This is a genomic window from Roseibium sp., from assembly GCF_050301095.1.
Classification (GTDB): Bacteria; Pseudomonadota; Alphaproteobacteria; order Rhizobiales; family Stappiaceae; genus Roseibium.
In genome coordinates this window covers 14,917-37,711 of sequence record NZ_JBNKYW010000267.1, presented here as the reverse complement: position 1 = coordinate 37,711, position 22,795 = coordinate 14,917, and the positions used below count along the sequence as shown (strand labels likewise).

Sequence of the window (22,795 nt, the reverse complement as noted above, 5' to 3'; positions counted from 1 at the left end):
TGGATTTCAAAGGCAAGGGACTTTAGTTCATCGAAATTGCAGGACGGGTTCCACCGTTTATTAAAAGTTGTGCTCCATCGTTGTGTTCGACTGCGGAGTATTGCGTTTTGAAGACCGTTTTTGATTTTATCCTGATTTCCGTCGTTGGTTTTGTTGTTGGGGGCTGGATCATGATCGGGGCCGGTTTTTTCGGCATGACCCAGCTTGTGTCCATCGGACCGGTGTCTCCTTCGGAAGGCATCCCGTCCTTTGAGGATGTTGAAAATCAGATTGCGAAGCCGACAAAACCGCTGGAGGAGCGCAAGATAGACCCGGGCGCTACGCATGCCTGGCTTCAGGATGGCGCCATCTTTGTCGACGAGATCAAGTATCTTGAGGAGGAGAACTGCTCGGATCACGCCATGAGGCTTTATGCGCAGTTCATAGAGGATCTTGATACCAGCGGTTTCGACCGGAAGACCGGCAGGCTCATCGACGGGGAAGGCAAGGTTTCGCATCCGTTTGCCTGGAAACTTGTCTACAGGGGCCAGTTCTTCATGCTGCATCCGCTGCAATACATGAAAGACGATATGGTTCCTGCGAACTTCAAGCACGTGATGAAGGCTATTCCGCGCAAGCGAAACTGGGAAACCTGTAAATTCAAAATCCCGTTTTCAGCCGTCGTCAGGACCTTCAACTGAGTTCGGATTATCCAGGAGATCCAGAAACGCTGGTCTACTTGTAGACAATCGGATTGTCGGCGTTCTGCAGATTCAGCTTCGAAACGGCCTTGTTGTTCCTGTTCACGAAGAGCGTGGCGTTGGCCGCCGTGACTTCCGCAATTGCAAGATCGTTGGGTATGGCATGGTCCACCAGGATCTTTGCGGCAAGCTTCGCGACCGCCTCTCCACGCTCCCAATACTCTGTCCCGAAGACCAGCGTCACCCCTTCCTTCAGGAAAACCGTGGTTGATCCGATGCTGACAATGTCGTCGGGAAGAATGTCCCTGATCAGGCCGGCATGGGCCACGAAGGAGGAGGTTGCGGCCACGAAAATGACATCCGCAGAAAGGAGTTGAGGTTTCAGGGAGGCGACCTGAACTTCCCTCTTCTTGGCGTCCGGGGAAAGCCTGAGGCGAATGGCCTGTTTTCCGTTAGCTTCGGCGACAGCGCTCAGACGCTCGACTTCCGAGACGGAGTTGGGCTCTCGCGGGTCAAACAGGATTCCGATCTTCGCAAACGGATAAATGTGTTCCAGCATCTCAAAGGCGACTTCCGGCGCCAGCGAAACCTTTGCCCCGGTCGCGCCAAGTGAGGGCGCGGCGAGTGAGCGTGCAATCCCGACCTCTACCGGATTGGCAACGATGTTGAAGACGAGCGGAACTCCCGCAGTGCCGATATTCTGTGCCGTCAGGGTCGTCGTTGTGCCAAAGGTGTAGATCAGGTCCTTGGATTTCAGTTTTTCCTGATTGTCACGCAGGAAACCCGCCAGCCGGTCCTGGTCCCGGCCGGCATCGAAGATTTCGTAATCGGCCTCGATTCCAAGTTCTTCCAGCTTGTGCATGAAGCCTTGCTCAGCCTGGGTGATTCCGCGCCAGGTTATGACGAGAATGGACTTAACTTCGGCGGCCACATCGCTCGTGTAACAGCCGCTGAAAAGCAGGAACATAAGTGCCAGACGGAGAAGCAAGCGGCGGTCTCTCAGTTTACGGAAGTGCGATTGTTATTTCGAGAGCGGAATGCACAGTTTTTTCAACTTACTATCAATTCCAACCGGAGGGTATCCTGTCATTAGTATTGAGTGCGCCGGAGTGAAGACCGGGTTCATTCAAGATCCGGGCAACGATGGGACGTGTTTGCTCAAGTGTCCGGGAACCAATGGCGGAGGCCATTGACAGCTGTGTGGATATTCGTCACACAGGCAGAGATGGTTCCCGACTCCGCACTCCGGATCGGGATGAAAAGGGAACACGGTGAGGCTTTGCCGAAAGGCTCCAACTCCGTGACTGCCCCCGCAACTGTGAGCGGCGAGCGAACCTGAAAGCGCCACTGGGATGCCCCGGGAAGGATCAGGAAAGCCGTGACCCGCAAGTCAGGAGACCTGCCATCGCATCTTCAACCTCAACCCGGGCGGGGTGTTCCGGAGGAGCGAGTGATATGGCTATTCGGCGCAAGCTGACACAGATCGACATTCGGTTCCTGGCACTCCCGCGCAATCGCGGAGGGCGATATGAACCGGACACGGCACGACTCCAATTCCCAGATACCCGGCTCCCTGGCGAAGGCCAGCAGCCTTAGCGAACGTGCAGCGCGCGCGATGTGCGCGAACGGCAGCAACTATCCACTTGCAAGACTTCAGGCCAGTAATGTAATAACATTACGAAATCAAACTTCCCTGTTCCCCGGCGGTAGCCGGGCCGGCGAAGGCGCGTGTGGCACCGGGAAGGCCCTTGTGGACGAACAAAATGGCGTTGACCGCAAGATCGACGGGGAGATCGACAATGCGTGCTGACAGGCACAAGATCCGCATATGCACCTCCTGCCGCCACAAGGGGGAGACCTGCCGGCAGGGGTTCGATCTTCTTCAAAACCTGCAACTGGCGGTGAAACTTGCAGCTCCCGTTACCGGAGACGATTTTGAGGTTTCCGGCACGGTGCGTTTGGAGGGATGTCCGCAGCCCTGCTTCGCGGTGTATAGGGCATCGGAAAAAGAGGCCTGCTTTTTCGGCGGTGTGGAACCGGATGCCGATATCGATCATCTCGTGTCCATCGCACAGACCTTCAAGACTTTGGAGCAAAGCGGGTATGTTTCCGCCTGGCTTCCAGGCCAGCCGCAAGCGGAAGGCCTTGCCAAGGTTCCCGCGGCCATGATTGTAACCGTTGCGGACGGGACGGCTTTCTCGTGAAGGGCGTCCGTTTGTCCGTTCAAAACGTTTGCTGGGGGCCTGCACGGGGAAGTCCCGTGCTTTCCCCGGTGAGTTTCGAGCTCGGAGCCGGTCAGGTTCTGGGCATTGCCGGCGCCAATGGTGCCGGCAAATCCACACTCCTGCGGCTGATCTACCGGTTCCACAAGCCGTCCGCCGGATCCGTCAGGCTCGACGGCCGTGACATCTGGCGGATGTCCGCACGGCAAACCGCACGGACGGTCGCGGCGGTGCTGCAGGAGCAGCCGACGGATTTTGCCCTGACGGTGCGCGAAATCGTTGCTCTTGGCCGTTTGCCCCACGGCACCGGTTTCTCCGGCGCGGATCTGCGCGATGAGCAGGCGATCGAGACAGCTCTGGCCCGTATGGAGCTGTCAGCCTTTTCCGGCAGGCTTTTCGGAACCTTGTCGGGTGGCGAGCGTCAGCGGGTGATGGTTGCACGCGCGCTGGCCCAGGAACCGCGGCTGCTCGTGCTGGACGAGCCGACCAACCACCTGGACATCCGCCACCAGCTCGAAGTCGCCGAACTGATCGCAAATCTGGACATCACGGTGGTAACCAGTCTGCATGATCTCAATCTGGCAGGCCGGGTGTGCGACCGGATCCTGCTGTTGCACCGGGGCGAAGCCGTCGCTTTTGGCCCGCCCGAAGCCGTGTTGACACAGGCGCCGCTCGAAAAGGCCTTTTCGGTCCGCGCGCGACTGGAGCAACTTTCTCACAGCGATGCCCCTCATCTCACCTTTCACCTTTGATCGGAGCTTTTCATGAAACACCTGGCTTTCAGCCTGGCCGCGTTCCTGTGCGCGGGGACCGCCGCCGCCCAGACCACCGTTGCAAGCTGCGACCGACAGGTCACCTTCGATGCGCCTCCCAAAGCGGCGGTATCCAATGATGTCAACCTGACCGAGATGATGCTTGTGCTCGGCTTGAGTGATCGCATGGTCGGTTACACCGGCATTTCCGGCTGGAAAACCCTGGACTCGGAAATGCGCGAAGGTATCGAGGAATTGCCTGAACTTTCCGCGAAATATCCATCCAAGGAGGTGCTCATCGGTGCCGATGCCGACTTCTATTTCGCCGGCTGGAACTATGGCCTGAAGGTCGGCGGCGAGGTGACGCCGGAAACTCTGGCCCCCTTCGGCATTGAGGTCTACGAATTGACGGAATCATGCATTCACATCGGCGCCAAGCCGAAAGCGTCGATGGAGGACATGTACAACGACCTTCTCAATCTCGGCCGGATCTTCGGTGTCGAGGATACCGCCTATGACCTTGTCGGGGCCTACAAGCTCGAGCTGGAGCGGATCAAATCCGGTCTGGAACCCGGCGGGAAGCCGCTCAAGGCATTTGTTTATGACAGCGGCGAGGACAGGCCCTTCACGGCAGGGGGCTACGCCATGCCGACGGCGCTGATCGAGGCGGCCGGTGGTGTCAATGTCCTGGAGGATTTCAAGAAAAGCTGGGCAAAGGTTGACTGGGAAACCGTGGTCGAAAAGAACCCGGAGGTTATCGTGATCGTCAACTACGGCGATGTGACTGCCGAACAGAAACGGGACTTCATGAGGAGCAACCCTGCGCTGGCCGGGATCGATGCGGTCAGGAACAACAGGTTCGTGACGCTGGACTATGTCGAAGCGACGCCGGGGCCGCGGAACATTCGCGCCATCCGGAAACTGGCGGAAGCCTTTTGGGGCGCCGAATAAATACGGCTGAAGCTTGCCGCGTAACGAAGGCCGAAGATGGCAGGTGCAGGGGTGTCCAGCCGATATCCCTGCCCGCAGATCTTTCCATCTGGCCGTAATTCGAGAAGACGGAAACATCCATGAACAGCCATTCCCGGCCGTTCGGCTTGCTGCTGCTGGCCGGCTTGCTGGTGCTTTTGTTGTCGATCCTTGCCGCCATTGCAGCCGGTGCGGTCGCCATTCCCGTCGGGACCGTCTTCCGGATCCTTGGAGACGCGATTGTGCCCGGCGTCTTCGAAGCGGACTGGTCGAAAGGCAGGGAGGCCATCGTCTGGGACATCCGCTTTCCGCGGGTTCTTCTGGCCGGCATGGTCGGGGCGGGACTTGCCGTGGTCGGCGCGACCCTGCAGTCGGTCACCCGGAACCCGCTCGCGGACCCGCATTTGCTCGGCATTTCCTCCGGCGGGGCTGCCGGTGCCATCCTCGCCCTGCTGCACACGGGGCTCTTTCTGGGTCTCCTGACAGTTCCACTCATGGCCTTTGCCGGCGCTTTGTCTGCAACCTTGCTGGTTCTGGCCGTCTCCCGTCTTGCCTCGGCGCAAAGTGCCGACAGGCTGGTTCTGGCCGGAGTGGCTGTGTCCTTCATCATCATGTCCTGTGCAAATGTCCTGATCTTCCTGGGGGACCCAAGGGCAACGCACACGGTGGTGTTCTGGATGCTGGGCGGGCTGGGTCTGGCACAATGGTCACACCTCGTGTTTCCGCTTGCCGTCCTGGCCGTCACCGTTCCCTATTTCCTGCTCCGGGCCGAAGACCTCAACGCCATGACCATCGGCGACGAGACGGCGACGACTCTCGGCATCCCGGTCGTCCGCTTCCGGCTGACCGTCTTCGTGCTGGGGGCCGTCATCACCGGCGTGATGGTCGCCTTTTCCGGCATCATCGGATTTGTGGGATTGATGGTCCCGCACATAGCCCGGTTTCTGGCGGGCGGGAGTTATCGCCGGATCGTCCCGGCATCGCTTCTGCTCGGAGCGATCTTTCTTATCTGGGCTGATGTTCTGGCGCGCACCCTGATGGCGCCGGAGGACATGCCCATCGGTGTCGTGACGGGCCTGACGGGTGGCCTGTTCTTTATTTTCCTGCTGCGTTCAAAAGCGGGAAACGGCAGGTGAAGGGACTGGTTGGGCGAAGACTGTAAATCTTTTCAAACGGTTGCGGGGAATGGCGCATTTTCTGATTCAAGGCGTTGCCCCGACTGGTTCAAGGGGGCTCCGTGAAGATGGGGGTCAGGCCGCCACGGTTCCGTCCTGCCGCCGTCCCCGCATCAGGATGAACACTGCAATCGTCATGTTGAGCAGGTTCCAGGCGATGCCGTTGAGGAAGGCCGCCTGATAGGAGCCGGTCATGTCGTAGATCAGGCCCGAAAGCCAGCCGCCGAGCGCCATGCCGAGGATCGTTGCCATGATGACGAGGCCGACGCGCTGTCCGGCTTCTCGGGCAGGAAGATACTCGCGCACGATGACGGCGTAGCTCGGCACGATGCCGCCCTGCGACAGGCCGAAAATCAGCGAAACGAGATAGAGCGACGTCAGGCCGTTGAAGGGGATATAGAGAAACAGGGCGGCGCACTGGAGTACGGAGCCGATCAGGAGGGTGCGGACCCCGCCGATCCTGTCGGCAAGGAAACCGGTCGCGAGCCGGCTGACGACGCCGGCGCCGGTCATCAGGGCAATCATGTCCGCACCGGGCGCGACACCATATCCGAGGTCCACGCAATAGGCGACGATGTGAACCTGCGGCATCGACATGGCGACGCAGCAAGCGAGCCCCGCCAAGACCAGCAGCCATTGCAAGGCGGAAGGCGACAGTCTGACGGATCTGTGGCCGGCACCGCCAGACCCGGCGGCGCCGCTGAACGCGGTCTCCGGTGGCGGGCGGCGCAGGATCAGCGCCAGAGGGATCATGGTCACCAGACAGATGACGGCGATTTGCAAATACGCGCCGCGCCAGTCCGTGGTGGTCAGGCTCCACTGGATGAAACTCGGCCAGAGAACCCCGGCAAAATAGTTGCCGCAGGCCGCGCAGGCGACGGCAAGTCCTCGGCGCTTCACGAACCAGTGGGAGATGTCGGCAACGAGCGGGCCGAAAGTGGCCGAGGTGCCGAGGCCAATCAGCACGCCTTGCAGAAGCGTGAACATCCAGATGTTCGGGGCGAGGGCGGCCAGGGCAAAACCGGCGCTCAGTGAAAAGGCCGACGCGATTACCGGCAGCACGATGCCGTATCGGTCGACAAACCTGCCGAGGAGGTAGTTGCCGGCGGCAAAGCCGATCATGGTCGCCGTATAGGGCAGGGAGGCACCGGCACGGTCGATGCCGAAATCCTGTTGCACCGCCGGCAGCACGATGACCACCGCCCACATGCCCGCGCCACCGAGGGTGCTGAGCAGAATGGAGATGGCCAGCCGGAACCAGGCATAGGGCCCGTCCTGGACATAAGGATCGACGGTAGCAAGGGACATTTGATGCCTACGGAAATTGATTCATTCCTTCGGTAACAGGTTCCCGAAACCAGGACCAACAAATTTCCTTGAAGGCATCGAACAGTTTTTGAGATGGATGGCCAGAGGCTGCTTCCGAAGCCTCTGAGCCGGGTTGCCCGTATCTAGGCGGGCACTGTTTCAATGGAAGCCAGGGTTTCACGAACCATGTCCGCAAGTGTTTTGACCGGATGACCGATCAGCTCTTCAAGGGCGGTTGACGGGTTGAAGAGCTCTTCTGCCGCAGCGCCGCGGTCCGAATCGGCAAGAGCCTTGGCGAAACCTTCCGGAAGTCCGGCCTGAACGAGAACTCCGGCGTAGGCCTCCTCGGAAAGGTTGTTGCAGGCAATGGGGCGTCCGGTCTGCCGGGCTATTTCGGCGGCCAGATCCTCAAGACTGAAGGCCGGATGTCCGGCCAGCTCGATGGTGCGGGGCGTCAGGTCGTCGCCGGCAACGATGCGCGCTGCGGCTTCCGCATAGTCTTCCCGGCCTGCTGCAGCAAACTTTCCGTCGCCGCTGGCACCGGCCACCATGCCGTGTTCGAGGGCGAGCGGAACCTTTCCGGCAAAATTCTCAACATACCAGCCGTTGCGAAGCGCGGCGTAGGCGATACCGCTTGCCTTCAGGAGGGGCTCCGTTTCAGCATGTTCCTGTGCCAGGATCAGGCTGGAGCTGTCCGCGTTCAGCAGGCTGGTATAGGCAATGAAAGAGACACCGGCTGCCTTGGCAGCGCCGATGACGGCAGCGTGTTGCGGCACCCGTTTTCCGACTTCGGAACCGGATATGAGCAGCAACCGGTCAACCCCTGCGAGGGCGCCCTGCAAAGTGGCGGGATCGTCATAGTCCGCTTTGACGACGCTCACCCGGTCCGAGGCGAGGTCAGACGCCTTTTCAGGAGAGCGGACAAGGGCCCGTATGGGGGCGTCGGTCAGATTGATAAGATGTTTCAGGACAAGACGGCCAAGCTGGCCGTTGGCACCCGTCACTGCGATCATGGTCATGTTCCTCTCGTTTGATCGCCGGCATTCACCGGATGCAACCCATATAGATCCATAACTTTCTTTTTGTTAGTACATACAAAAAGGTTAGTTTTAGGATTATATTTATGGGAAGAAATCGAGGCGCATCGCAAAATTGGAAAAACGCATGAGCACACAAGACTTGACTTCAGACGGCAGTCCCTTGTCCGACCTGGTGCGCCGGGGGGAACTCTTCAGCGTGGATTGTCCGTCCCGCGAGGTGCTGAAGCACCTCACCAGCCGCTGGGGCGTGCTGGTTCTGATGGCCCTGCTGGAAAAGGACCACCGCTTTTCCGATCTCAGGCGCAAGGTCGGCGGTGTCAGCGAAAAGATGCTGGCGCAGACGCTTCAGACGCTGGAGGCCGACGGTTTCGTCAATCGCTTCTCACATCCGGTCGTGCCGCCTCATGTGGATTACAGCCTGACGCCGATCGGACGGGAAGCGGCCCTGAAGGTGCGAGACTTCGCAGACTGGATAGAAGTCAATATCGGCCGGATATTGGCTGCAAGGAGCAGCGAAACGGAAAAAGAAATCGCCTGAAAAACCGTTCATCTGCAAGATGCGCGCAGGTCTCAGCGGCCATACCGGTCAACGATTTTCCAGTAGTTCGGATGCCGCCAGACATTCGACACAGCTGCCGCGAGACGGGCCCTGAGAGCCGGGGCGAGGTCTTTGTTGGAGGCGAGCCACTGAATGCCGTGGGAGACTGGGGCACCGATGACAAGGCGCTCCGGGTCGTAGCCCTGTTGCCGGAACATGTATTGTGCCCTCAGCGACGTGGTGTACCAGGCATCGATCCGGCCGGTCTGGAGCATGGTGCTCATCTGTTCGGCCGATGTGATCTCCGTCAGGTTGGTTACGCCTGCGCGCTTCAGGATGAGGCTGCGCTGGCTGCCCAGATGCACTGCGACGAGCTTGCCTTCCTCGATAGCGCTTTCAAAGGTGTCGACGGGCTGGTCCAGTGTTACGAAAGCGCTCTCCGTGTAGAGCAGAGGGGCAATGTACTGGAATTTTTTGCTTCGCTCCGTTGAATAGGCGACGGTGAAAAGCAGAGAGCCGGGCGTGTTTTCCGCCAGCAGCTGCGCCCGTTTCCAGGGAGCGTAGCGAAATTCGAGCTCGATCCCGGCTTCCCGGGCGACCATTTCCATCAGCTCGACTGCAATCCCCTTGTGATCGCGATCGATCGAGAAGGGGGGAAGATATCCGGTAAAGGCAATGAGTTTCTCCGGCGATGCCAAAGCCGAAGCGGAAATCGACAGGCTCATCATGAGCGCCGCGGCTCCGCACATCAGTGCGCGGCCGGCCAGGGCCAGCGCGTTCCGGAAACAGGACAAATCCCAACCTCCCCAGGTCTTTGGTGTTGTTACTGTTATTTTTAACAGGGGGTGGGTAACGGAACCCTAAATGAGACTGACAGGACTCGGAACTTCTCCGGGGGCAGAAGCCCTGCGCCCGGAGGAAATGGATCTTGCGGGAAACTGGGGGCTGGATCTGGTCACGTCTTTTCGTCGCCGGACGCGGCTGGAGTCTGGCCGCCATGCGCGAAAGTCATCGCGTGACCGTTCAGACAATAGCGCAGGCCGGTGGGCGGCGGGCCGTCCGGAAAAACATGCCCGAGGTGCGCGTCACAGCCGGAACAGCGGATTTCGGTCCGGATCATGCCATGGGAATGATCTTCAAGTTCACGGATGGCGTCCGGGTGGACGGACTTGAAGAAACTCGGCCAGCCGCATCCGGAATCGAACTTGGTGTCGGACATGAAGAGCGGAGCGCCGCAGCAGACGCAATCATAGCGGCCGACGAGCTTGTTGTCCCAGTATGGACCCGTAAACGGGCGTTCCGTGCCGGATTGCCGGGTTACGTAGAACTGCTCCGGCGTCAGCTGCTCCATCCATTCGGCAGTGGTTTTTCTGACCTTGAGAGGGGGGGCGTCATGACGGGGGGTGTCGTCGCTCATCGCTGTTTCCTGTTCTGAATGCCCGGAAAATAGGAAGCCGGAAGCACACAAGCAAGTCACGGTTTTTACAGGAAGTTGTTACCTGCCGAGGACGTTCATGACCGTCTTCACGCGGTTGCCTCCCTGCCGCCGGGCCTCGGTGACGCAGTTTTCAGCGGCGGCAAGGATGAAGTCGAAACCTTCCGAGACGCCAGTCTGTTCGGCCACGGTGCAGGCCGCCCCGACAGAGGCCGTCACGATGCCGTTGCCGGCGGCATTATCCGGGTTCGGAATGCCGAGATCCTGAATGGCAACCTGAATATAGGCACTGATGGTTTCCGCCCCCATCTCGTGGGTGCGTGGCAAGAGCAGTGAGAATTCGGAGGTGCCGGTGCGGGCGGTGACGTCCGCCGGACGCCGGGCGGTTTCCTTCAGGGTCGCCGCAATCTTGCTGATGCATTCGTCCGCAGCAGTTTTTCCGAATTTTTCCGCCAGTTGATCAAACCGGTCCAGCGAGACCTTGATCAGGCTGGTGTGTGTTTTTTCGCGCAGGGCGACCGCCCATTCCCGCTTCAGGTTGTCTTCAAAGGCGCGCCGGTTGAAAAGCCCGGTCAGCGAATCCGTCTGCGTGGCGGCGTCAAGCTGGTTTTCCAGCTCCTTGCTTCTGGAAATGTCCCGGAGATAGACCGCAAAGCCGTATGGGGACCTGGAACCATCGCGGAGGATGTGGGTTGTCACGTCCGCCCAGACCAGACGGCCGGGCACCGATTTCAATTGCAGTTCCGCGTGCGGCAAGGGCCGGGACGGATCACCTTTGCCGGACAGGATCTGATGCAGCAGCTCGGCATCCGGGTTCGTTTCGTCGAGGTTTACAAGATCGTTCAACCGGCCCTTCAGGTCGTCGATACTGCAGCCCAACAGCTGTTCCGTTGCCGGGGAGATGAAGGCTGGAGTGCCGTCGATGCCTATCACAATGATGGCCTCTCCACTCAATTTGACGAGCGTTTCGAAGTCGATGCTGGACGGTTTGAGCAGGTCTGCCCCGGAAACCGTGTCCTTTTTGCTGTCCAGCGCCATTCTTGCCTCGTTCGGTATGCGGGGGGCGACGTTTTCGAAACTGAACGGTATTCAAGCCTCCAAATCAAGAGGCCCGCTCTTTACTGGAATGTGGAAACGGAAAACGAATTGACAAGCAAAAGACCGGCAAGGGCGGAAATGGGCCAACAAACTCAATTGCCTTGCGGCAGGAAGTTCACTTGCGAAGTCCGTGGAAATTTGTCCAACAAGTGTGTGGTGCAGGAAGAAACATCCAATTCAGGCCGGTGAATCTGTAAAAACAGGAAAACGGGTCCTTGAACCGGCAAATACAACTGCCTAAGACATGTCATGCCATTTCCGGACCGCTATTATCCTGCGGAATGGATTCGATTCGACCTGAATTGATACCTGACGTTTCTTGCAAATCGTGACGAAAGTTCAGAATGACGCCAGCAGTGATCGACGATACCACTCTCTATGCGGTTCTGGCGCCCTTCGCGGCAGCCGTGGTTGCGCCTCTTCTGACACGCTGGTTCAAGCATAACGCCGCCTGGTTTCTTGCCATCGTGCCCGCGCTGATCTTTCTACATTTCAGCGGTTTTGTCGTGCCGGTCTCTCACGGTGAGACCTTTGTCGCCGCCAAGGCCTGGGCACCGAGCTACGGCGTGAATTTTTCCGTCTATGTCGACGGACTGTCTACCCTGTTCGCGCTTCTGATCTCAGGGATCGGCACCTTCATCATCCTCTATTCGGGCGGGTATCTGAAAGGGCATCCGCAGCAGGGGCGTTTCTTTTCGTTCATGTTCCTGTTCATGGGATCCATGCTCGGGCTGGTGCTGGGCAATAACCTGATTTCACTGTTCGTCTTCTGGGAACTGACTTCGATCACGTCTTTCCTTCTGATCGGCTTCGATCATCTGCGCACGGCGTCTCGCCGGGCGGCGCTTCAGGCGCTGGTGGTGACGGGTGGTGGTGGACTGATCCTTCTGGCGGGTTTCATCACGATCATTACCGCGACCGGCGAAATCGAAATGTCCGCGTTGCTTGCTTCCCCGGACATCATCAAGAATACCGGACTTTATGTCCCGATCTTCTTCCTGATCCTGGGCGGTGCTTTCACCAAATCGGCACAGTTTCCCTTCCACTTCTGGCTGCCCAACGCCATGGAGGCGCCGACCCCGGTGTCCGCGTTTCTGCATTCCGCCACCATGGTCAAGGCCGGTGTCTATCTTCTGATGCGCATGCAGCCGCTTCTGGGGGAGACGGAACTCTGGACGACTGTCCTGCCGGTTTTCGGCGGGCTGACGCTGCTGGTTGGTACCCTGCTCGCCATCCGCCAGACGGATCTGAAGCTGATGCTGGCCTATACGACGGTGGCCTCGCTCGGCCTTCTGGTGATGCTGACGGGAACCAGCCATGAAAAGGCGCTGGAAGGGGCGGTGCTCTATTTGCTGGCGCACTCCCTGTTCAAGGGGTGTCTCTTCATGGTCGCGGGGACGATCGATCACGAGACCGGTACGCGGGACATCACCAAATTGGGAGGTTTGCGCGCCGCGATGCCGATCTCCTTCGTAGCGGCCTGCCTGGCGGCCCTTTCCATGTCGGGAATGCCGCCCTTTATCGGCTTCATCGCCAAGGAAGTCCTTTATTACGGCACCTGGGGCTGGCTCGATATCGGGCTGGGGCTGCCGGTGACTATCGCCGCGGTTGTGGGTAATGCACTGATGCTGGTGACCGCAGCGGCGGTTGCCATCAAACCCTTCTTTGGAGCCAAGGTCGAGACACCCAAACATGCTCATGAAGGACCGGTGCTGCTGATCGCCGGGCCTGTCGTCCTCTCGGTACTTGGTCTGGTTCTGGCCTTTACCGCCCATACGACCGGCGAACTTCTGATCGCCCCGACCCTGTCCTCGCTGCTGGGTAAAACCGCGCAGGTGGAACTTCATCTGCTGCCGACTTCGTTCAACATGCCGTTGATCTTGTCACTGATCACCATTGGTGCCGGTGTCCTGCTCTTCACCCAGCTCAACAGACTGCGCAACCTGATGGCCGCGGTTCTGAAAGCTATCGGCTGGGGGCCGGACAAGGGCTTTGACCAGTTCGTATGCGTGATTGTCGCCTTTTCCGGCCGGCTGACCCGGCTGCTGCAGAACGGCAAGATGCAGACATACATGATGTTCACCTTCGGCTTCACTGCGGTGGCCGTGCTGCTGCCGGGATATCTGACCGGAAGTTACCCGGCCATGCCGAAGCTGCCGGAGTACCGTTTCTATGAATGGGGAATCTTCTTCATCGCGGTGCTCGGCCTGGTCGCGGTGCTGATCGCCAAGACGCGTTTGACGGCGATTGTTTCTCTCGGGATCCAGGGCTTTGCGGTTGCGCTCATCTTCATGATGTTCGGCGCGCCGGACCTGTCGTTCACCCAGTTCATGGTGGAAACGCTGTCCGTCGTCATCCTGGCCCTGGTCATGACCCGTCTCAACCTGATGCCCAGCGATCACCGTCCGGCTCCTGCCGCATTCGGCACCGGCATCATCGCGGGGGCGGTCGGTCTCGGCCTGACCCTGACAATGCTTGCCATCACGCAGCAGCCCTTCGACAGCCGGCTGTCCGATTTCTTTGCCCAGTTCAGCCGGACGATCGCTCATGGCCGGAACATCGTGAACGTGATCATCGTCGATTTCCGCGGCTTCGATACGCTGGGTGAAATCGCCGTGGTGGTTCTGGCCGGGCTCTGCGTCCTGGCGCTGATCCGCGTGCGGACGAAACCTGAAAAAACCTGCGAACCTGAAGCCGCTGGTTCCGACAAACCTCAAGCCGTGGAGGCCCGCTGATGCGCACGATCATCTTCCGCACCATCGCGCCCTACCTGACCGCGCTGATGGTTCTCTTTTCCATCTTCGTGCTGTTGCGCGGACATAATGAGCCGGGCGGCGGCTTCATCGGCGGCCTGATCGCTGCCTCGGCCCTTGCGATCTTCGGTATTGCCTGCGGAGTTGCCTCCGTGCGCCGAGCCATCGTGTTTCATCCGATGGGCGTTTCAGGCTTCGGTCTGTTCATGGCTGCATCAGCAGGAATCCTGTCGATTTTCCGCGAGCAGGCCTTCATGACCAGTCAATGGCTGATCTTCGATCTCTTCGGGGCGGAAATCGCCTTGTCGACACCGCTGGTCTTCGATATCGGCGTCTATCTCGTCGTGGTCGGTGCCATCGGTTCGATTGCTTTGGCTCTGGAAGAAAGGGAGGCTGACTGATGGAAACCGGTGTCGTTATCCTGATCGGCCTGTTCTTCACCGTGGCCGTCTATCTGATGCTCTCCAAACAGCTTGTGCGCATGTTGCTCGGCATCGCCATTCTGGGCAACGCGGTGAACATGCTCATTTTCACCAACGGCCGTCTGACCCGTGAGGTGCCGCCGCTCATTCCGGAACATCTCTATTCGCCTGAGGTCGCAACGGCGAACCCGTTACCTCAGGCGCTTGTTCTGACCGCCATCGTGATTTCCTTTTCGTTTTTCGCCTTTCTGCTGGTGCTGGCCTTCCGTGCCTATCAGGAGCTGGGGACGGACGGTGTAAACGAGATGCGCCTCGCCGAACCTGAAAACGACCAAACTCCGCCGCAAGGGTACTAAGCTTCATGGCCGGCTCTTCCGTCTCCGCCGATCTGTCCGCAGCAATGATCACCAGCCCGGTTGCCACCGGGGACTGGCTTGTTGTTGCACCGTCTCTGATTACCATTCTGGGTGGCTCGCTCTGCCTGATGCTGCGCAAGAATACCGATCTGCAGCCCAAGGCCGGCATCGGTTTTCTGGTTCTTCTGGTGATCGCCAATCTGGCTCTGCTGGTCCGGGTGCTGGATCATGGTGTCATCACCATGGTGATGGGCAACTGGCTGCCGCCCTTCGGCATCGCCTTTACTGTCGACGCGCTCGGGGCGACCTTGTCGCTCATCGGGTCAGTTGTCGCGCTCTGCGCCGGGATTTATGGCGTTGCTTCCGTCGACAATACCGGCAGGCGCTACGGCTTCTATCCGTTCCTGCTGTTGCTCATGACCGGCGTATGCGGTGCCTTCCTGACGGGCGACATCTTCAACCTTTATGTCTGGTTCGAGGTGCTGCTGATTTCGTCCTATGGTCTGCTGGTTCTGGGCAATGACCGGATCCAGCTCGACGGTGCGGTGAAATACGGCGTGCTCAACCTGATCGGGACGAACCTGTTCCTGATCGCAACAGGTTTGCTCTACGGCATCTTCGGAACACTCAACATGGCCGATCTCGCCATGAAGGTGAAGCTGCTGGAAGACCCGGCATCGGGCACGCTGGCAACGGTCGCCGCGCTCTATTTCTTGGCCTTTGCCATGAAAGCTGCGGCATTCCCGGTCAATTTCTGGCTACCCGCGTCCTATCACACGCCCAATGTGGTGGTGTCCGCCGTCTTTGCCGGCTTGCTGACCAAGGTTGGCGTTTATGCCCTGATCCGCGTCTTCCTTCTGATCCTTCCCGAATCCCGCAACTACATGTCCGATCTGATTGCCGGGGTCGCCATCGCAACGCTCCTGACCGGCGCCATCGGCGCTCTGGCGCAAAGCGAGATCCGCCGCCTGCTCGGCTATGTCGTCATTGCAGGTATCGGATCGATGCTTGCAGGTGTCGCCGTGGGAACGACGCTGGCGGTTTCAGGCGCGATCTTCTATGCCGTTCACTCGATTATCGTCATGACAGCGCTTTATATGGCGTCCGGCGTGATCAACCTGATGGGCGGCTCCTACGACTTGCGCAAACTTGGCGGGCTCTACCAGAAGAACGCCGCCTTTGCTGCGGTGTTTCTGGTGCTGGCCTTTGCGGTGTCGGGCCTGCCGCCCTTTTCCGGCTTCTGGCCAAAGGTCATGCTGGTGGACGCTTCCCTGGACAATGGCCGGACGTTCCTTGGTGCCGCCATCCTCTTGAGTGGCTTCTTGACCACCCTCGCCATGGGCCGGGTCTGGATCTACGCCTTCTGGCGGGGCGGTCCGGAGGGAACCCCGGACGGGCAGGCGGTCGAAATCACGCCAGGCGGAGCTGCCCAACTGTCGGGCGGGGCGCTGTGGCTTCCCCTGGGCATCCTGACCGCCCTTGTGGTCTATTTCGGCTTGCAGCCGGAATGGATGATGGAACTTGCAACGCGGGGAGCTAGCGGCATTGCCGAGCCGCTCGGCTATCTGCGGTCGGTCTTTGGAGGGCAGGTATGACCAGCCTCTTTCTCATCAACATTCTGCTGGCACTCGCCTGGGGTGCCGTGACGGGCAGCTTCTCGGAAGTCAACCTGGCCTTCGGTTTCGTGCTCGGCTTCGGTGGGCTTTATCTGATCCGAGAACAGGTCGGGACAGCGGCCTATTTCCACCGCTTCAGCAAGGCATTCGGCCTTGCGGTCCTGTTCGTCTACGAGCTGGTGCTGTCCGCCTGGCGGGTGGCGATGATCGTCCTGCGGCCGCAGATAAAGCTGCAACCCGGGATCATTGCCTTTCCGCTCACCGTGGACCGGGACTTCGAGATCACCATGCTCGCCAACCTGATCACCCTGACGCCCGGAACGCTCTCGGTCGATGTGTCGGAAGACAGGAAAACCCTTTATGTCCACTGCATCGACGTTCCCGATCCGCAGGCGACGATCGACGACATCAAGAACGGCTTCGAAAGAAAGATCCTGGAGGTGTTCAGATGACGTCGTTTGAAATCTTCGCGGCAAGCTATCTGGAAATCGCGGTCAGGATATCGCTGGCGCTCCTGACGGTTTCTTTCATCATCATCGTGATCCGCACAGTCAAGGGGCCAAGCCTGCCGGACCGTGTGGTTGCGCTCGACATGCTTGTCGCCGTCGGGATCGGCTTCATCGCCGCCATCGGCGTCCTGACCGAGTACTACCTCTATATCGACATCGCCATCACCCTTGGCCTTGTCGGCTTCCTTGCCACGGTCGCCTTCGCACGCTTCGTGCTCAATCGGGGAATGGCCGGCGACCAGACCGTCATGGCGGAAGTCGAGGACAGCATCAAACGCAGGGAGGCCGGACAATGACTGCGGTTCTGGAGATCATTACCGGTACCATGCTGGTCATCGGAGCGTTGTTTGCCCTGGTCGCTTCCATCGGCATCATGCGCCTGAAGGATGTCTACATGCGCATGCATGCAGCCTCCAAGGCGGGAACGCTCGGGTCGGGCGTGATGCTGCTTGCGCTTGCCGTCCATGCGGAAGACCTTGGCGTCGTCACGCGCGCGGTTGCCGGTGTCGTCTTCTTTCTGCTGACAGCCCCGATTTCGGCGCATCTTCTGGCCAAGGCCGCCTATGCAGCCGGATATCGCCCCTGCGCGGATACCAAACACGATGCCCTGGCAGGCAGTGTCCGGCCCAAGGCGGGAAAGTGACCGGCTTGTAGCTTGGTGGAGCTGCAAGTCCGGGTAAGGGACAATACTATTGAACCATTGAAGATATGGGTTTCCTGAAAAGGTCAATATTTATATTTTTTGATTTTTATTGCTTCTTTGTAGGTTTTATTTGATTTCTGGGGTTGTCGGATCTGGAAAGCGGCGATATAAGGCTGAGACAGTCACCTGCGAAGTAGAATCGTTTGGATTTCTAGGTCTGCAAGTATCAGATTTTTCGGTAAACGTTTCGGCTTTTGTTTTTTGCAGGTTAACAACACAGCCAATTATAAATTCAGTAGAGAACGGGTGAAATATGACTGATAGTCCGGTGGATGCAAACCTGATTGACCTTACGGCGGATATTGTCTCCGCGTATGTGAGCAACAACACTGTTGCGTCAACAGATCTGCCAAGCCTGATCAACGAGGTTTACGGCGCGCTGCAGAAGACCGCGACGGCCTCCAGCGATCCTGAGCCGGAGCCGCTGAAGCCCGCAGTGCCGGTCAAGAAATCTGTGATGCCCGACTACATCATCTGTCTGGAAGACGGCAAGAAGTTCAAGTCCCTGAAGCGTCATCTGCGCACACACTACAACATGACTCCGGAAGAATACCGGGAGAAGTGGGACCTGGGTGCGGACTATCCGATGGTTGCGCCGAACTATGCCGCTGCCCGTTCGGAGCTGGCCAAGAAAATGGGGCTCGGCCAGCAGCGCAAGCGCTCCAAGTAAGTTCATCTCTGCTTGAGACCGAAATGAAAAGCTGCCCTCGCGGGCAGCTTTTTTTATTTTGAAATACGGGTTTTGTATTACCGGCACAATCGCCGGAAAGGCGGTTAAGCTGCTTCCAGGGCGCTTTGCGCGTCGGTGCGGATCCGTCCCACCATCGACCTGAGGCCGTTGGAACGTTGCGGTGTCAGGTGATCCTGCAAACCGAGCTGGGAAAAGATGGCCTCGACATCCGTGTTCAGGATTTCCTTGGCCGTCTTGCCGTTGAAGAGCGCGGTCACAATTGCAACCAGCCCCTGAACGATCAGCGCGTCGCTGTCTCCCCGGAAGGTGAGGACCGGCGTGCCGTCCTTGCCCTTCTCGACGGTGGTGATCAGCCAGACCTGGGAAACGCAGCCACGGACCTTGTTGACGTCGTTGTGTTCGTCATCGGAAAGCTCCGGCAATTCCCTGCCCAGGTCGATCAGATATTTGTAACGGTCTTCCCAATCGTCCAGGAATTCGAAGGTTTCAAGAATTTCGCTGATGCTTGTCGTCATGGCGCCGGTCTTTGTGGGTCTTTCCGCCTTCATATAGCCTGCGTGAGGCAAAGTGCAAACCTTGGCGCGCCCTTGGGCGTCTTCCGGTAGCGGCCGGACCTTGAAAGCACCGATATTTGTGAAGGCAAGAAAGTTACGCCGCAGATGAAATGGGCAGCTATTCATCTGCGGCGCAGCGGAACGGGCCGCTGAAGTAAAGGCTGTCTTTGCGGCGACGCTTAGCATCGCCGCTCCAGCGGGGGCGCAATCAACCGCTCTTGAAACCGGGATCCGGTTTCTGAACGGCTTGTTTGCTCAGGTCCCGTGACCTGAGCGGGGCTTGGGCCGTGGCAGGGGCCCAAGGTCCGTCCCGGGGACCGAGACGGTTTTGAAGACCGGTTGCCTTATGAGCGAGCCGGTGGAAACAGAATGCGCAGGCGAATTTGCCTGCAAGGCCGTCGACCCTGTCACAAGAGTGTCGCCTTCCGGACGGTCGGTCATCTGGGTGCCGATAAACTCGTACACGATCCTGGCACCGTCGCGGGCGCGGCTACCGATTGCCGTCAGAGCGTCGCCCCCGGTGTTGCAGGCCTGCGGATTGCGCTGGCAAAAGCCGGTGATGTCGGAAACGGTCGCCTGCGCCGCAAGGAACGCTGAGACAGGATCCACCGTCTCGACAGGCGTGCTTTCCTTGCTCGATCCGAGCGGAATCACCGCCAGCACCAATGTGAGCCAAAAAGCCGTCCTCAAAAGAAAGAACATGTCGCTACCCAAAGTCTGTTTGGTCGTGCGTGTCTTTTCTTGCCGGTGACACGCTTCCTATGAAGGCACCATAGCAAGGACTTGAGAATGGCCGGTTGAACTGAAAAGGCGGATTTTCATAAAATAAAACAGGTATTTAAGGCAAATTTTCTGAGAAATTGATTCAAATTTTAGCTACCTGCCGCCAAGTGACTGACAGTGCGCGGCTTTTTGCGAATTTCCGGTTCTTTCGATTCATCCTTTATCGTTCCTTAAGTGCTCCGTCACACAATGGCGCCATGGGAGTTGCGAGCGGGGAATCCCGCCGCCGTGGTTTGGTAGTGTAGAGTGCGTAACCTTTTGAGTTTTGTTGGCGTTTTTTGGGGGCAATGGGTTGCCCGGGTCGACGGGATGATTCATCCGCGGGCCGCGGCTGACGCTTTTTTGGCGCCGTTGCACAGATCCTTTCTGATCAGCGGGATCGTTTGCGGGGCTGCCGCGCTCATCGTCCTGCCGCTGCATCTGGCGCTTGCCGGACCACCGCGCGCCGCCACTATCCTTGTGCTTGCCTGGATGCTCAGCCAATGGCCGCTGGCACTCTATCTGTCACAGTCGGGGAATCTGGACAGGGCCATCGCTTTGTCTTCGGGAATATTTGCCTGTTTTGTCTCAGCGATCTGCGCGCTGACGGGCGGAACCGGCTCTTTCGCTGTGGTCTGGCTGCTGATCCCTCCGCTGGAAGCAGCGTTTTCGACCAGCCGCAAGACAGCCATCGGCGTGTCGGCTCTGACCGGCGCATTGTTGTGTCTGGTTGCGCTAAACCCGTTTGTTCTGCCGGAAATGGGGAGCTTGCCGGGGGAATTGCGATTTGTCGCGACATTGGCGGCTCTTCTCTATGTGGGGATGCTGTCCTTGCGGATTTCCGCGGACAGACGGCGGGCCCAGACCGCTGTCCAGTCGTCGGAGGCCAAGCGGCAGATGATGAGCAAGAGCGTTTCCGACGTATTCTGCGAAATCGAACCGGGTGGCCAAATGCGAGTCATGGGCGGGCCGGTGAAGCAGGTCTTCGGCGGATTTCCCGCTGAAGAAGACGGCGACTGGTTCTTTCAGCGGCTGCATGTTGCCGACCGGCCTCTTTTTCTGACCAAGTTGTCAGAAGTACGTCACGGAGGCTCTCAGGCCAGCTTCGAAGCCAGGCTCCGGGTCGGGAGTTCCTTGCCCGGCGAAGCGGGGCACCCGGAATATCATTCCTTGAAGCTGACCATTCGCCAGTTTGAACGGCCGGAAACGACGCTGGAGGACGGGGGGCGCCTTTTGATGTCGATCCGTCCGCTCGACGAAACGGGACGTGCAAACCGAGAGCCGGCCGGATCTGCCGGCGCAGAGCTATGGGAAAACGCCGGTCGGCAGGCACGGGCGGCTCTTTGCGAGATTGTTGCTCAGGCGGAATTGCTGGAAGCAGGCAGCACAGCCTTCGACAGCGCTCGGGTCCAGAAGACCGCCGAAGAAGTCGGGGCGAGGGGACGTGCCGGGCTTGAAAGCCTTGAGGCTGTCCTGATTACCGGTTCAAACGCCGCCGACGTTCTCGAAACGGCTACGGCCAGCATCGACATTTTCGCCTGTCTTGATCGGTACGGCAATACCGCGGCGGCGCTTGCGCGGGAAAACGGTGTCGACATCGAGGTCGAAGCCGGGACCGGATTGCCGGTTGTGATCGCCAATGAAAAACTGCTTCGGCAGGCCTTTTGCTTTCTACTTGCCGACATGGCCAAGACCTCCGGTCAGGGCGCTCGGATTGCTGTCTCGGCGGCGGAGGAAGACGGTGGACTGACTGTCGTGCTCTCGGTCAGAAACAGGCACTCCAGCCTGCGCTGGAATGCGGAATCGTCCAGGACCGTGCTCGAATTTGCCAGTGAACTGCTTGAACGGACGGGGGCACGCCTCTGTGTTCAGACGGTTCTGGGTCATGGCGAGAATGTCATTGTGCGGCTGCCATTGAAAGGGCGCCAGTCCGGTCATTCGCGGCAGACTGATGCCGAGCCGATTTTCCGGCCGCTGGCGAAAACGGCATAGGCGGCGGTATGGCAAGATCACCGAAAAAGTCCAAACAACCGAAGGCCGGTGAGACCTTCGTGTCAAGGGCCAGCCATGTTGCGCTGGATAATCCCGTTGCTGCCGGTGGCGCGGTCGTGATGGGCCTGACAGCCTGTCTCATTGTCGCGAATGCGGTCGGACTGCAGCCGGGGCGTCATCCGGCGCCGCTGTTCACGACACGGGACCGGCCGGATGCCTTGCAGTTGCCGGAACCGGGCGACCGCCGGGGCGGATTGAAGCTTCAGGAGATCTCGACGCTCGTTCTGGATCTTCAGATGTCCTTGCGCAAGATGGGGCTCTACGAAGGGCCGCTGGATGGCTTGAACGGTCCTGCCACGGAGCGGGCAATCCGTGCGTTCGAACGCCAGGCCGGCTACGCCGAAACCGGTCAGCCCACGGAGGCGTTGCTTGCGCTTGTCACGATGCAGGGAGAGACGCCGCTTCAGGCCGGATCGCCCGTGCCGCGCGCCAAACCCGGGTTTTCCGGTACCGCGGATATTCAAAGCCGGCCGGACTCGGAAATCGACGCCGATCCCCGGTTGAAGCGCATACAGAAGGCGCTTTCAGAGCTTGGCTACGGTCCCTTGAAGGCGGACGGCCTGATCGGAGCCAACACGACCGCGGCCATCAAGCGGTTCGAACTCGATCGCGGACTTCCCTTGACGGGAGAACCAGGCCCGAAGGTGATCGAACGGCTGGAAAAGATCAGCGGCCGCTCGCTTTCCGGCTGATTTCTGCTAATACAGCGCGACGATGCGGCGGCAGTCGGGTGCAGTGCGCTGCCATCCGGCACGGTCATGTTCAAGCAGGGGCGATATGCGGGTAACTTCCGATTTTTTTGTCAGCGCACTTGTCCGAAGGATCTTCGGCGAAGGCGGTTTTGCGGCGGTGACGAAACGGGGGGCTGCAGAAGCCGGGGCGGTGTTCATCTGCGTCGACCGCCTCGACGGCTCGTTTGACCTTTACGGCCCGGCCCCTCAGGCAATGTTCAGCGACCTGCCGCAAGGGCGCCTGTTCGAACAGGTTTTCTCGCGTGTCGACCATGAAGCGGTCAGGGAGCGCCTTGTAAGGGAAGCCCGGATGGATCCCGACTACTGGCTTGTCGATATAGAAGCCCGGGACGGCCGGATCGAATTGCCCCTTGCGAGTGACGACGAACCGAAGGAAGACCCCGGAGCAGGGATCTTCCGCTTTTAGGC

The 22,795-nt window shown here is 59.2% G+C and carries 25 protein-coding genes and 1 riboswitch; of the genes, 17 read left to right on the top strand and 8 right to left on the bottom strand.

The genetic code is table 11. The features are described from left to right. Nucleotides 1-107 precede the first annotated feature (107 nt). Nucleotides 108-680 carry a hypothetical protein gene (locus ACQY7U_RS23060; RefSeq protein WP_428649933.1) on the top strand — a complete coding sequence of 191 codons (573 nt, stop codon included), beginning with the start codon at nt 108-110 and terminating at the stop codon, nt 678-680. A 34-nt stretch (nt 681-714) separates the two neighbouring features. Here ACQY7U_RS23060 and ACQY7U_RS23055 read toward each other — a convergent pair whose 3' ends face one another. Then, on the bottom strand, nt 715-1,668 hold the full coding sequence (locus tag ACQY7U_RS23055; RefSeq protein ID WP_428649931.1) for an ABC transporter substrate binding protein: 954 nt from the start codon (nt 1,666-1,668) through the stop codon (nt 715-717). Nucleotides 1,669-1,889: 221 nt separating this feature from the next. Beyond that, a riboswitch (cobalamin riboswitch) is annotated at nt 1,890-2,101 on the top strand. 378 nt (nt 2,102-2,479) lie between these two features. On the opposite strand from ACQY7U_RS23055, the gene ACQY7U_RS23050 reads away from it, so the two are divergent. The 4 genes from ACQY7U_RS23050 to ACQY7U_RS23035 all read left to right on the top strand — a co-directional run bounded on the left by ACQY7U_RS23050 (nt 2,480) and on the right by ACQY7U_RS23035 (nt 5,759). Continuing rightward, a complete protein-coding gene (locus ACQY7U_RS23050; protein WP_428649928.1) occupies nt 2,480-2,884 on the top strand; it encodes a DUF1636 family protein in 405 nt (134 codons plus the stop codon). Nucleotides 2,885-2,940: 56 nt separating this feature from the next. After that, the gene (locus ACQY7U_RS23045) at nt 2,941-3,654 is read left to right on the top strand and encodes an ABC transporter ATP-binding protein (protein ID WP_428649926.1); all 714 of its coding nucleotides are present in this window, start codon (nt 2,941-2,943) and stop codon (nt 3,652-3,654) included. Nucleotides 3,655-3,666: 12 nt separating this feature from the next. After that, the gene (locus tag ACQY7U_RS23040) at nt 3,667-4,605 is read left to right on the top strand and encodes an ABC transporter substrate-binding protein (protein ID WP_428649923.1); all 939 of its coding nucleotides are present in this window, start codon (nt 3,667-3,669) and stop codon (nt 4,603-4,605) included. Nucleotides 4,606-4,724: 119 nt separating this feature from the next. After that, complete coding sequence (locus ACQY7U_RS23035; protein WP_428649921.1) at nt 4,725-5,759, top strand: FecCD family ABC transporter permease; 1,035 nt, start codon at nt 4,725-4,727, stop codon at nt 5,757-5,759. Nucleotides 5,760-5,873: 114 nt separating this feature from the next. On the opposite strand, the gene ACQY7U_RS23030 is transcribed toward ACQY7U_RS23035, so the two are convergent. Then, the gene (locus tag ACQY7U_RS23030) at nt 5,874-7,106 is read right to left on the bottom strand and encodes an MFS transporter (RefSeq protein ID WP_428649919.1); all 1,233 of its coding nucleotides are present in this window, start codon (nt 7,104-7,106) and stop codon (nt 5,874-5,876) included. A 143-nt stretch (nt 7,107-7,249) separates the two neighbouring features. After that, complete coding sequence (locus tag ACQY7U_RS23025; protein ID WP_428649917.1) at nt 7,250-8,125, bottom strand: SDR family oxidoreductase; 876 nt, start codon at nt 8,123-8,125, stop codon at nt 7,250-7,252. Nucleotides 8,126-8,270: 145 nt separating this feature from the next. Between ACQY7U_RS23025 and ACQY7U_RS23020 the strand changes: the two genes are divergently transcribed. Then, on the top strand, nt 8,271-8,684 hold the full coding sequence (locus tag ACQY7U_RS23020; protein ID WP_428649915.1) for a winged helix-turn-helix transcriptional regulator: 414 nt from the start codon (nt 8,271-8,273) through the stop codon (nt 8,682-8,684). A gap of 32 nt (nt 8,685-8,716) precedes the next feature. Here the strand turns inward: ACQY7U_RS23020 and ACQY7U_RS23015 are convergent, their stop codons facing one another. The 3 genes from ACQY7U_RS23015 to ACQY7U_RS23005 all read right to left on the bottom strand — a co-directional run bounded on the left by ACQY7U_RS23015 (nt 8,717) and on the right by ACQY7U_RS23005 (nt 11,157). Further along, nucleotides 8,717-9,478 (bottom strand): substrate-binding periplasmic protein, encoded by a 762-nt coding sequence (locus ACQY7U_RS23015; protein ID WP_428649912.1) that lies wholly within the window; start codon nt 9,476-9,478, stop codon nt 8,717-8,719. A 161-nt stretch (nt 9,479-9,639) separates the two neighbouring features. Beyond that, entirely contained in the window at nt 9,640-10,101 is a 462-nt protein-coding gene (msrB, locus tag ACQY7U_RS23010) for a peptide-methionine (R)-S-oxide reductase MsrB (RefSeq protein WP_428649910.1), read from the bottom strand. Nucleotides 10,102-10,179: 78 nt separating this feature from the next. After that, nucleotides 10,180-11,157 (bottom strand): diguanylate cyclase domain-containing protein, encoded by a 978-nt coding sequence (locus tag ACQY7U_RS23005; protein ID WP_428649907.1) that lies wholly within the window; start codon nt 11,155-11,157, stop codon nt 10,180-10,182. A gap of 404 nt (nt 11,158-11,561) precedes the next feature. Here ACQY7U_RS23005 and ACQY7U_RS23000 point away from each other — a divergent pair, with 404 nt between their 5' ends. The 8 genes from ACQY7U_RS23000 (at nt 11,562) to ACQY7U_RS22965 (ending at nt 18,246) form a co-directional block, all read left to right on the top strand. Further along, on the top strand, nt 11,562-13,952 hold the full coding sequence (locus tag ACQY7U_RS23000) for a putative monovalent cation/H+ antiporter subunit A (protein ID WP_428649905.1): 2,391 nt from the start codon (nt 11,562-11,564) through the stop codon (nt 13,950-13,952). Continuing rightward, entirely contained in the window at nt 13,952-14,371 is a 420-nt protein-coding gene (locus ACQY7U_RS22995; RefSeq protein WP_428649902.1) for a Na(+)/H(+) antiporter subunit B, read from the top strand. The genes ACQY7U_RS23000 and ACQY7U_RS22995 overlap by 1 nt, the downstream gene beginning before the upstream one ends. Continuing rightward, a complete protein-coding gene (locus tag ACQY7U_RS22990; RefSeq protein ID WP_428649900.1) occupies nt 14,371-14,748 on the top strand; it encodes a Na+/H+ antiporter subunit C in 378 nt (125 codons plus the stop codon). Before ACQY7U_RS22995 ends, ACQY7U_RS22990 begins: the two co-directional genes overlap by 1 nt. A 5-nt stretch (nt 14,749-14,753) precedes the next feature. After that, nucleotides 14,754-16,343: a Na+/H+ antiporter subunit D gene (locus ACQY7U_RS22985; protein ID WP_428649897.1), complete on the top strand. Its 1,590-nt coding sequence runs from the start codon at nt 14,754-14,756 to the stop codon at nt 16,341-16,343. Beyond that, complete coding sequence (locus ACQY7U_RS22980) at nt 16,340-16,816, top strand: Na+/H+ antiporter subunit E (RefSeq protein WP_428649894.1); 477 nt, start codon at nt 16,340-16,342, stop codon at nt 16,814-16,816. The genes ACQY7U_RS22985 and ACQY7U_RS22980 overlap by 4 nt, the downstream gene beginning before the upstream one ends. Then, entirely contained in the window at nt 16,813-17,169 is a 357-nt protein-coding gene (locus ACQY7U_RS22975) for a cation:proton antiporter (RefSeq protein ID WP_428649892.1), read from the top strand. Before ACQY7U_RS22980 ends, ACQY7U_RS22975 begins: the two co-directional genes overlap by 4 nt. Beyond that, complete coding sequence (gene mnhG / locus ACQY7U_RS22970) at nt 17,166-17,516, top strand: monovalent cation/H(+) antiporter subunit G (RefSeq protein ID WP_428649890.1); 351 nt, start codon at nt 17,166-17,168, stop codon at nt 17,514-17,516. Before ACQY7U_RS22975 ends, mnhG begins: the two co-directional genes overlap by 4 nt. A 313-nt stretch (nt 17,517-17,829) precedes the next feature. Further along, a complete protein-coding gene (locus ACQY7U_RS22965) occupies nt 17,830-18,246 on the top strand; it encodes a MucR family transcriptional regulator (protein WP_428649888.1) in 417 nt (138 codons plus the stop codon). A 104-nt stretch (nt 18,247-18,350) separates the two neighbouring features. Here the strand turns inward: ACQY7U_RS22965 and ACQY7U_RS22960 are convergent, their stop codons facing one another. Beyond that, nucleotides 18,351-18,782, bottom strand: a complete 432-nt coding sequence (locus tag ACQY7U_RS22960) for a SufE family protein (RefSeq protein WP_428649886.1) — start codon at nt 18,780-18,782, stop codon at nt 18,351-18,353. A 294-nt stretch (nt 18,783-19,076) separates the two neighbouring features. Continuing rightward, nucleotides 19,077-19,523 (bottom strand): DUF5330 domain-containing protein, encoded by a 447-nt coding sequence (locus tag ACQY7U_RS22955; RefSeq protein ID WP_428649883.1) that lies wholly within the window; start codon nt 19,521-19,523, stop codon nt 19,077-19,079. 432 nt (nt 19,524-19,955) lie between these two features. Between ACQY7U_RS22955 and ACQY7U_RS22950 the strand changes: the two genes are divergently transcribed. The 3 genes from ACQY7U_RS22950 (at nt 19,956) to ACQY7U_RS22940 (ending at nt 22,793) form a co-directional block, all read left to right on the top strand. Then, nucleotides 19,956-21,575, top strand: coding sequence for a hypothetical protein (locus ACQY7U_RS22950; protein ID WP_428649881.1), 1,620 nt, complete (start codon nt 19,956-19,958; stop codon nt 21,573-21,575). An 8-nt stretch (nt 21,576-21,583) separates the two neighbouring features. Next, nucleotides 21,584-22,327 (top strand): peptidoglycan-binding domain-containing protein, encoded by a 744-nt coding sequence (locus tag ACQY7U_RS22945; protein WP_428649878.1) that lies wholly within the window; start codon nt 21,584-21,586, stop codon nt 22,325-22,327. A gap of 85 nt (nt 22,328-22,412) precedes the next feature. Beyond that, nucleotides 22,413-22,793 (top strand): DUF1491 family protein, encoded by a 381-nt coding sequence (locus ACQY7U_RS22940; RefSeq protein WP_428649875.1) that lies wholly within the window; start codon nt 22,413-22,415, stop codon nt 22,791-22,793. Nucleotides 22,794-22,795 lie beyond the last annotated feature (2 nt).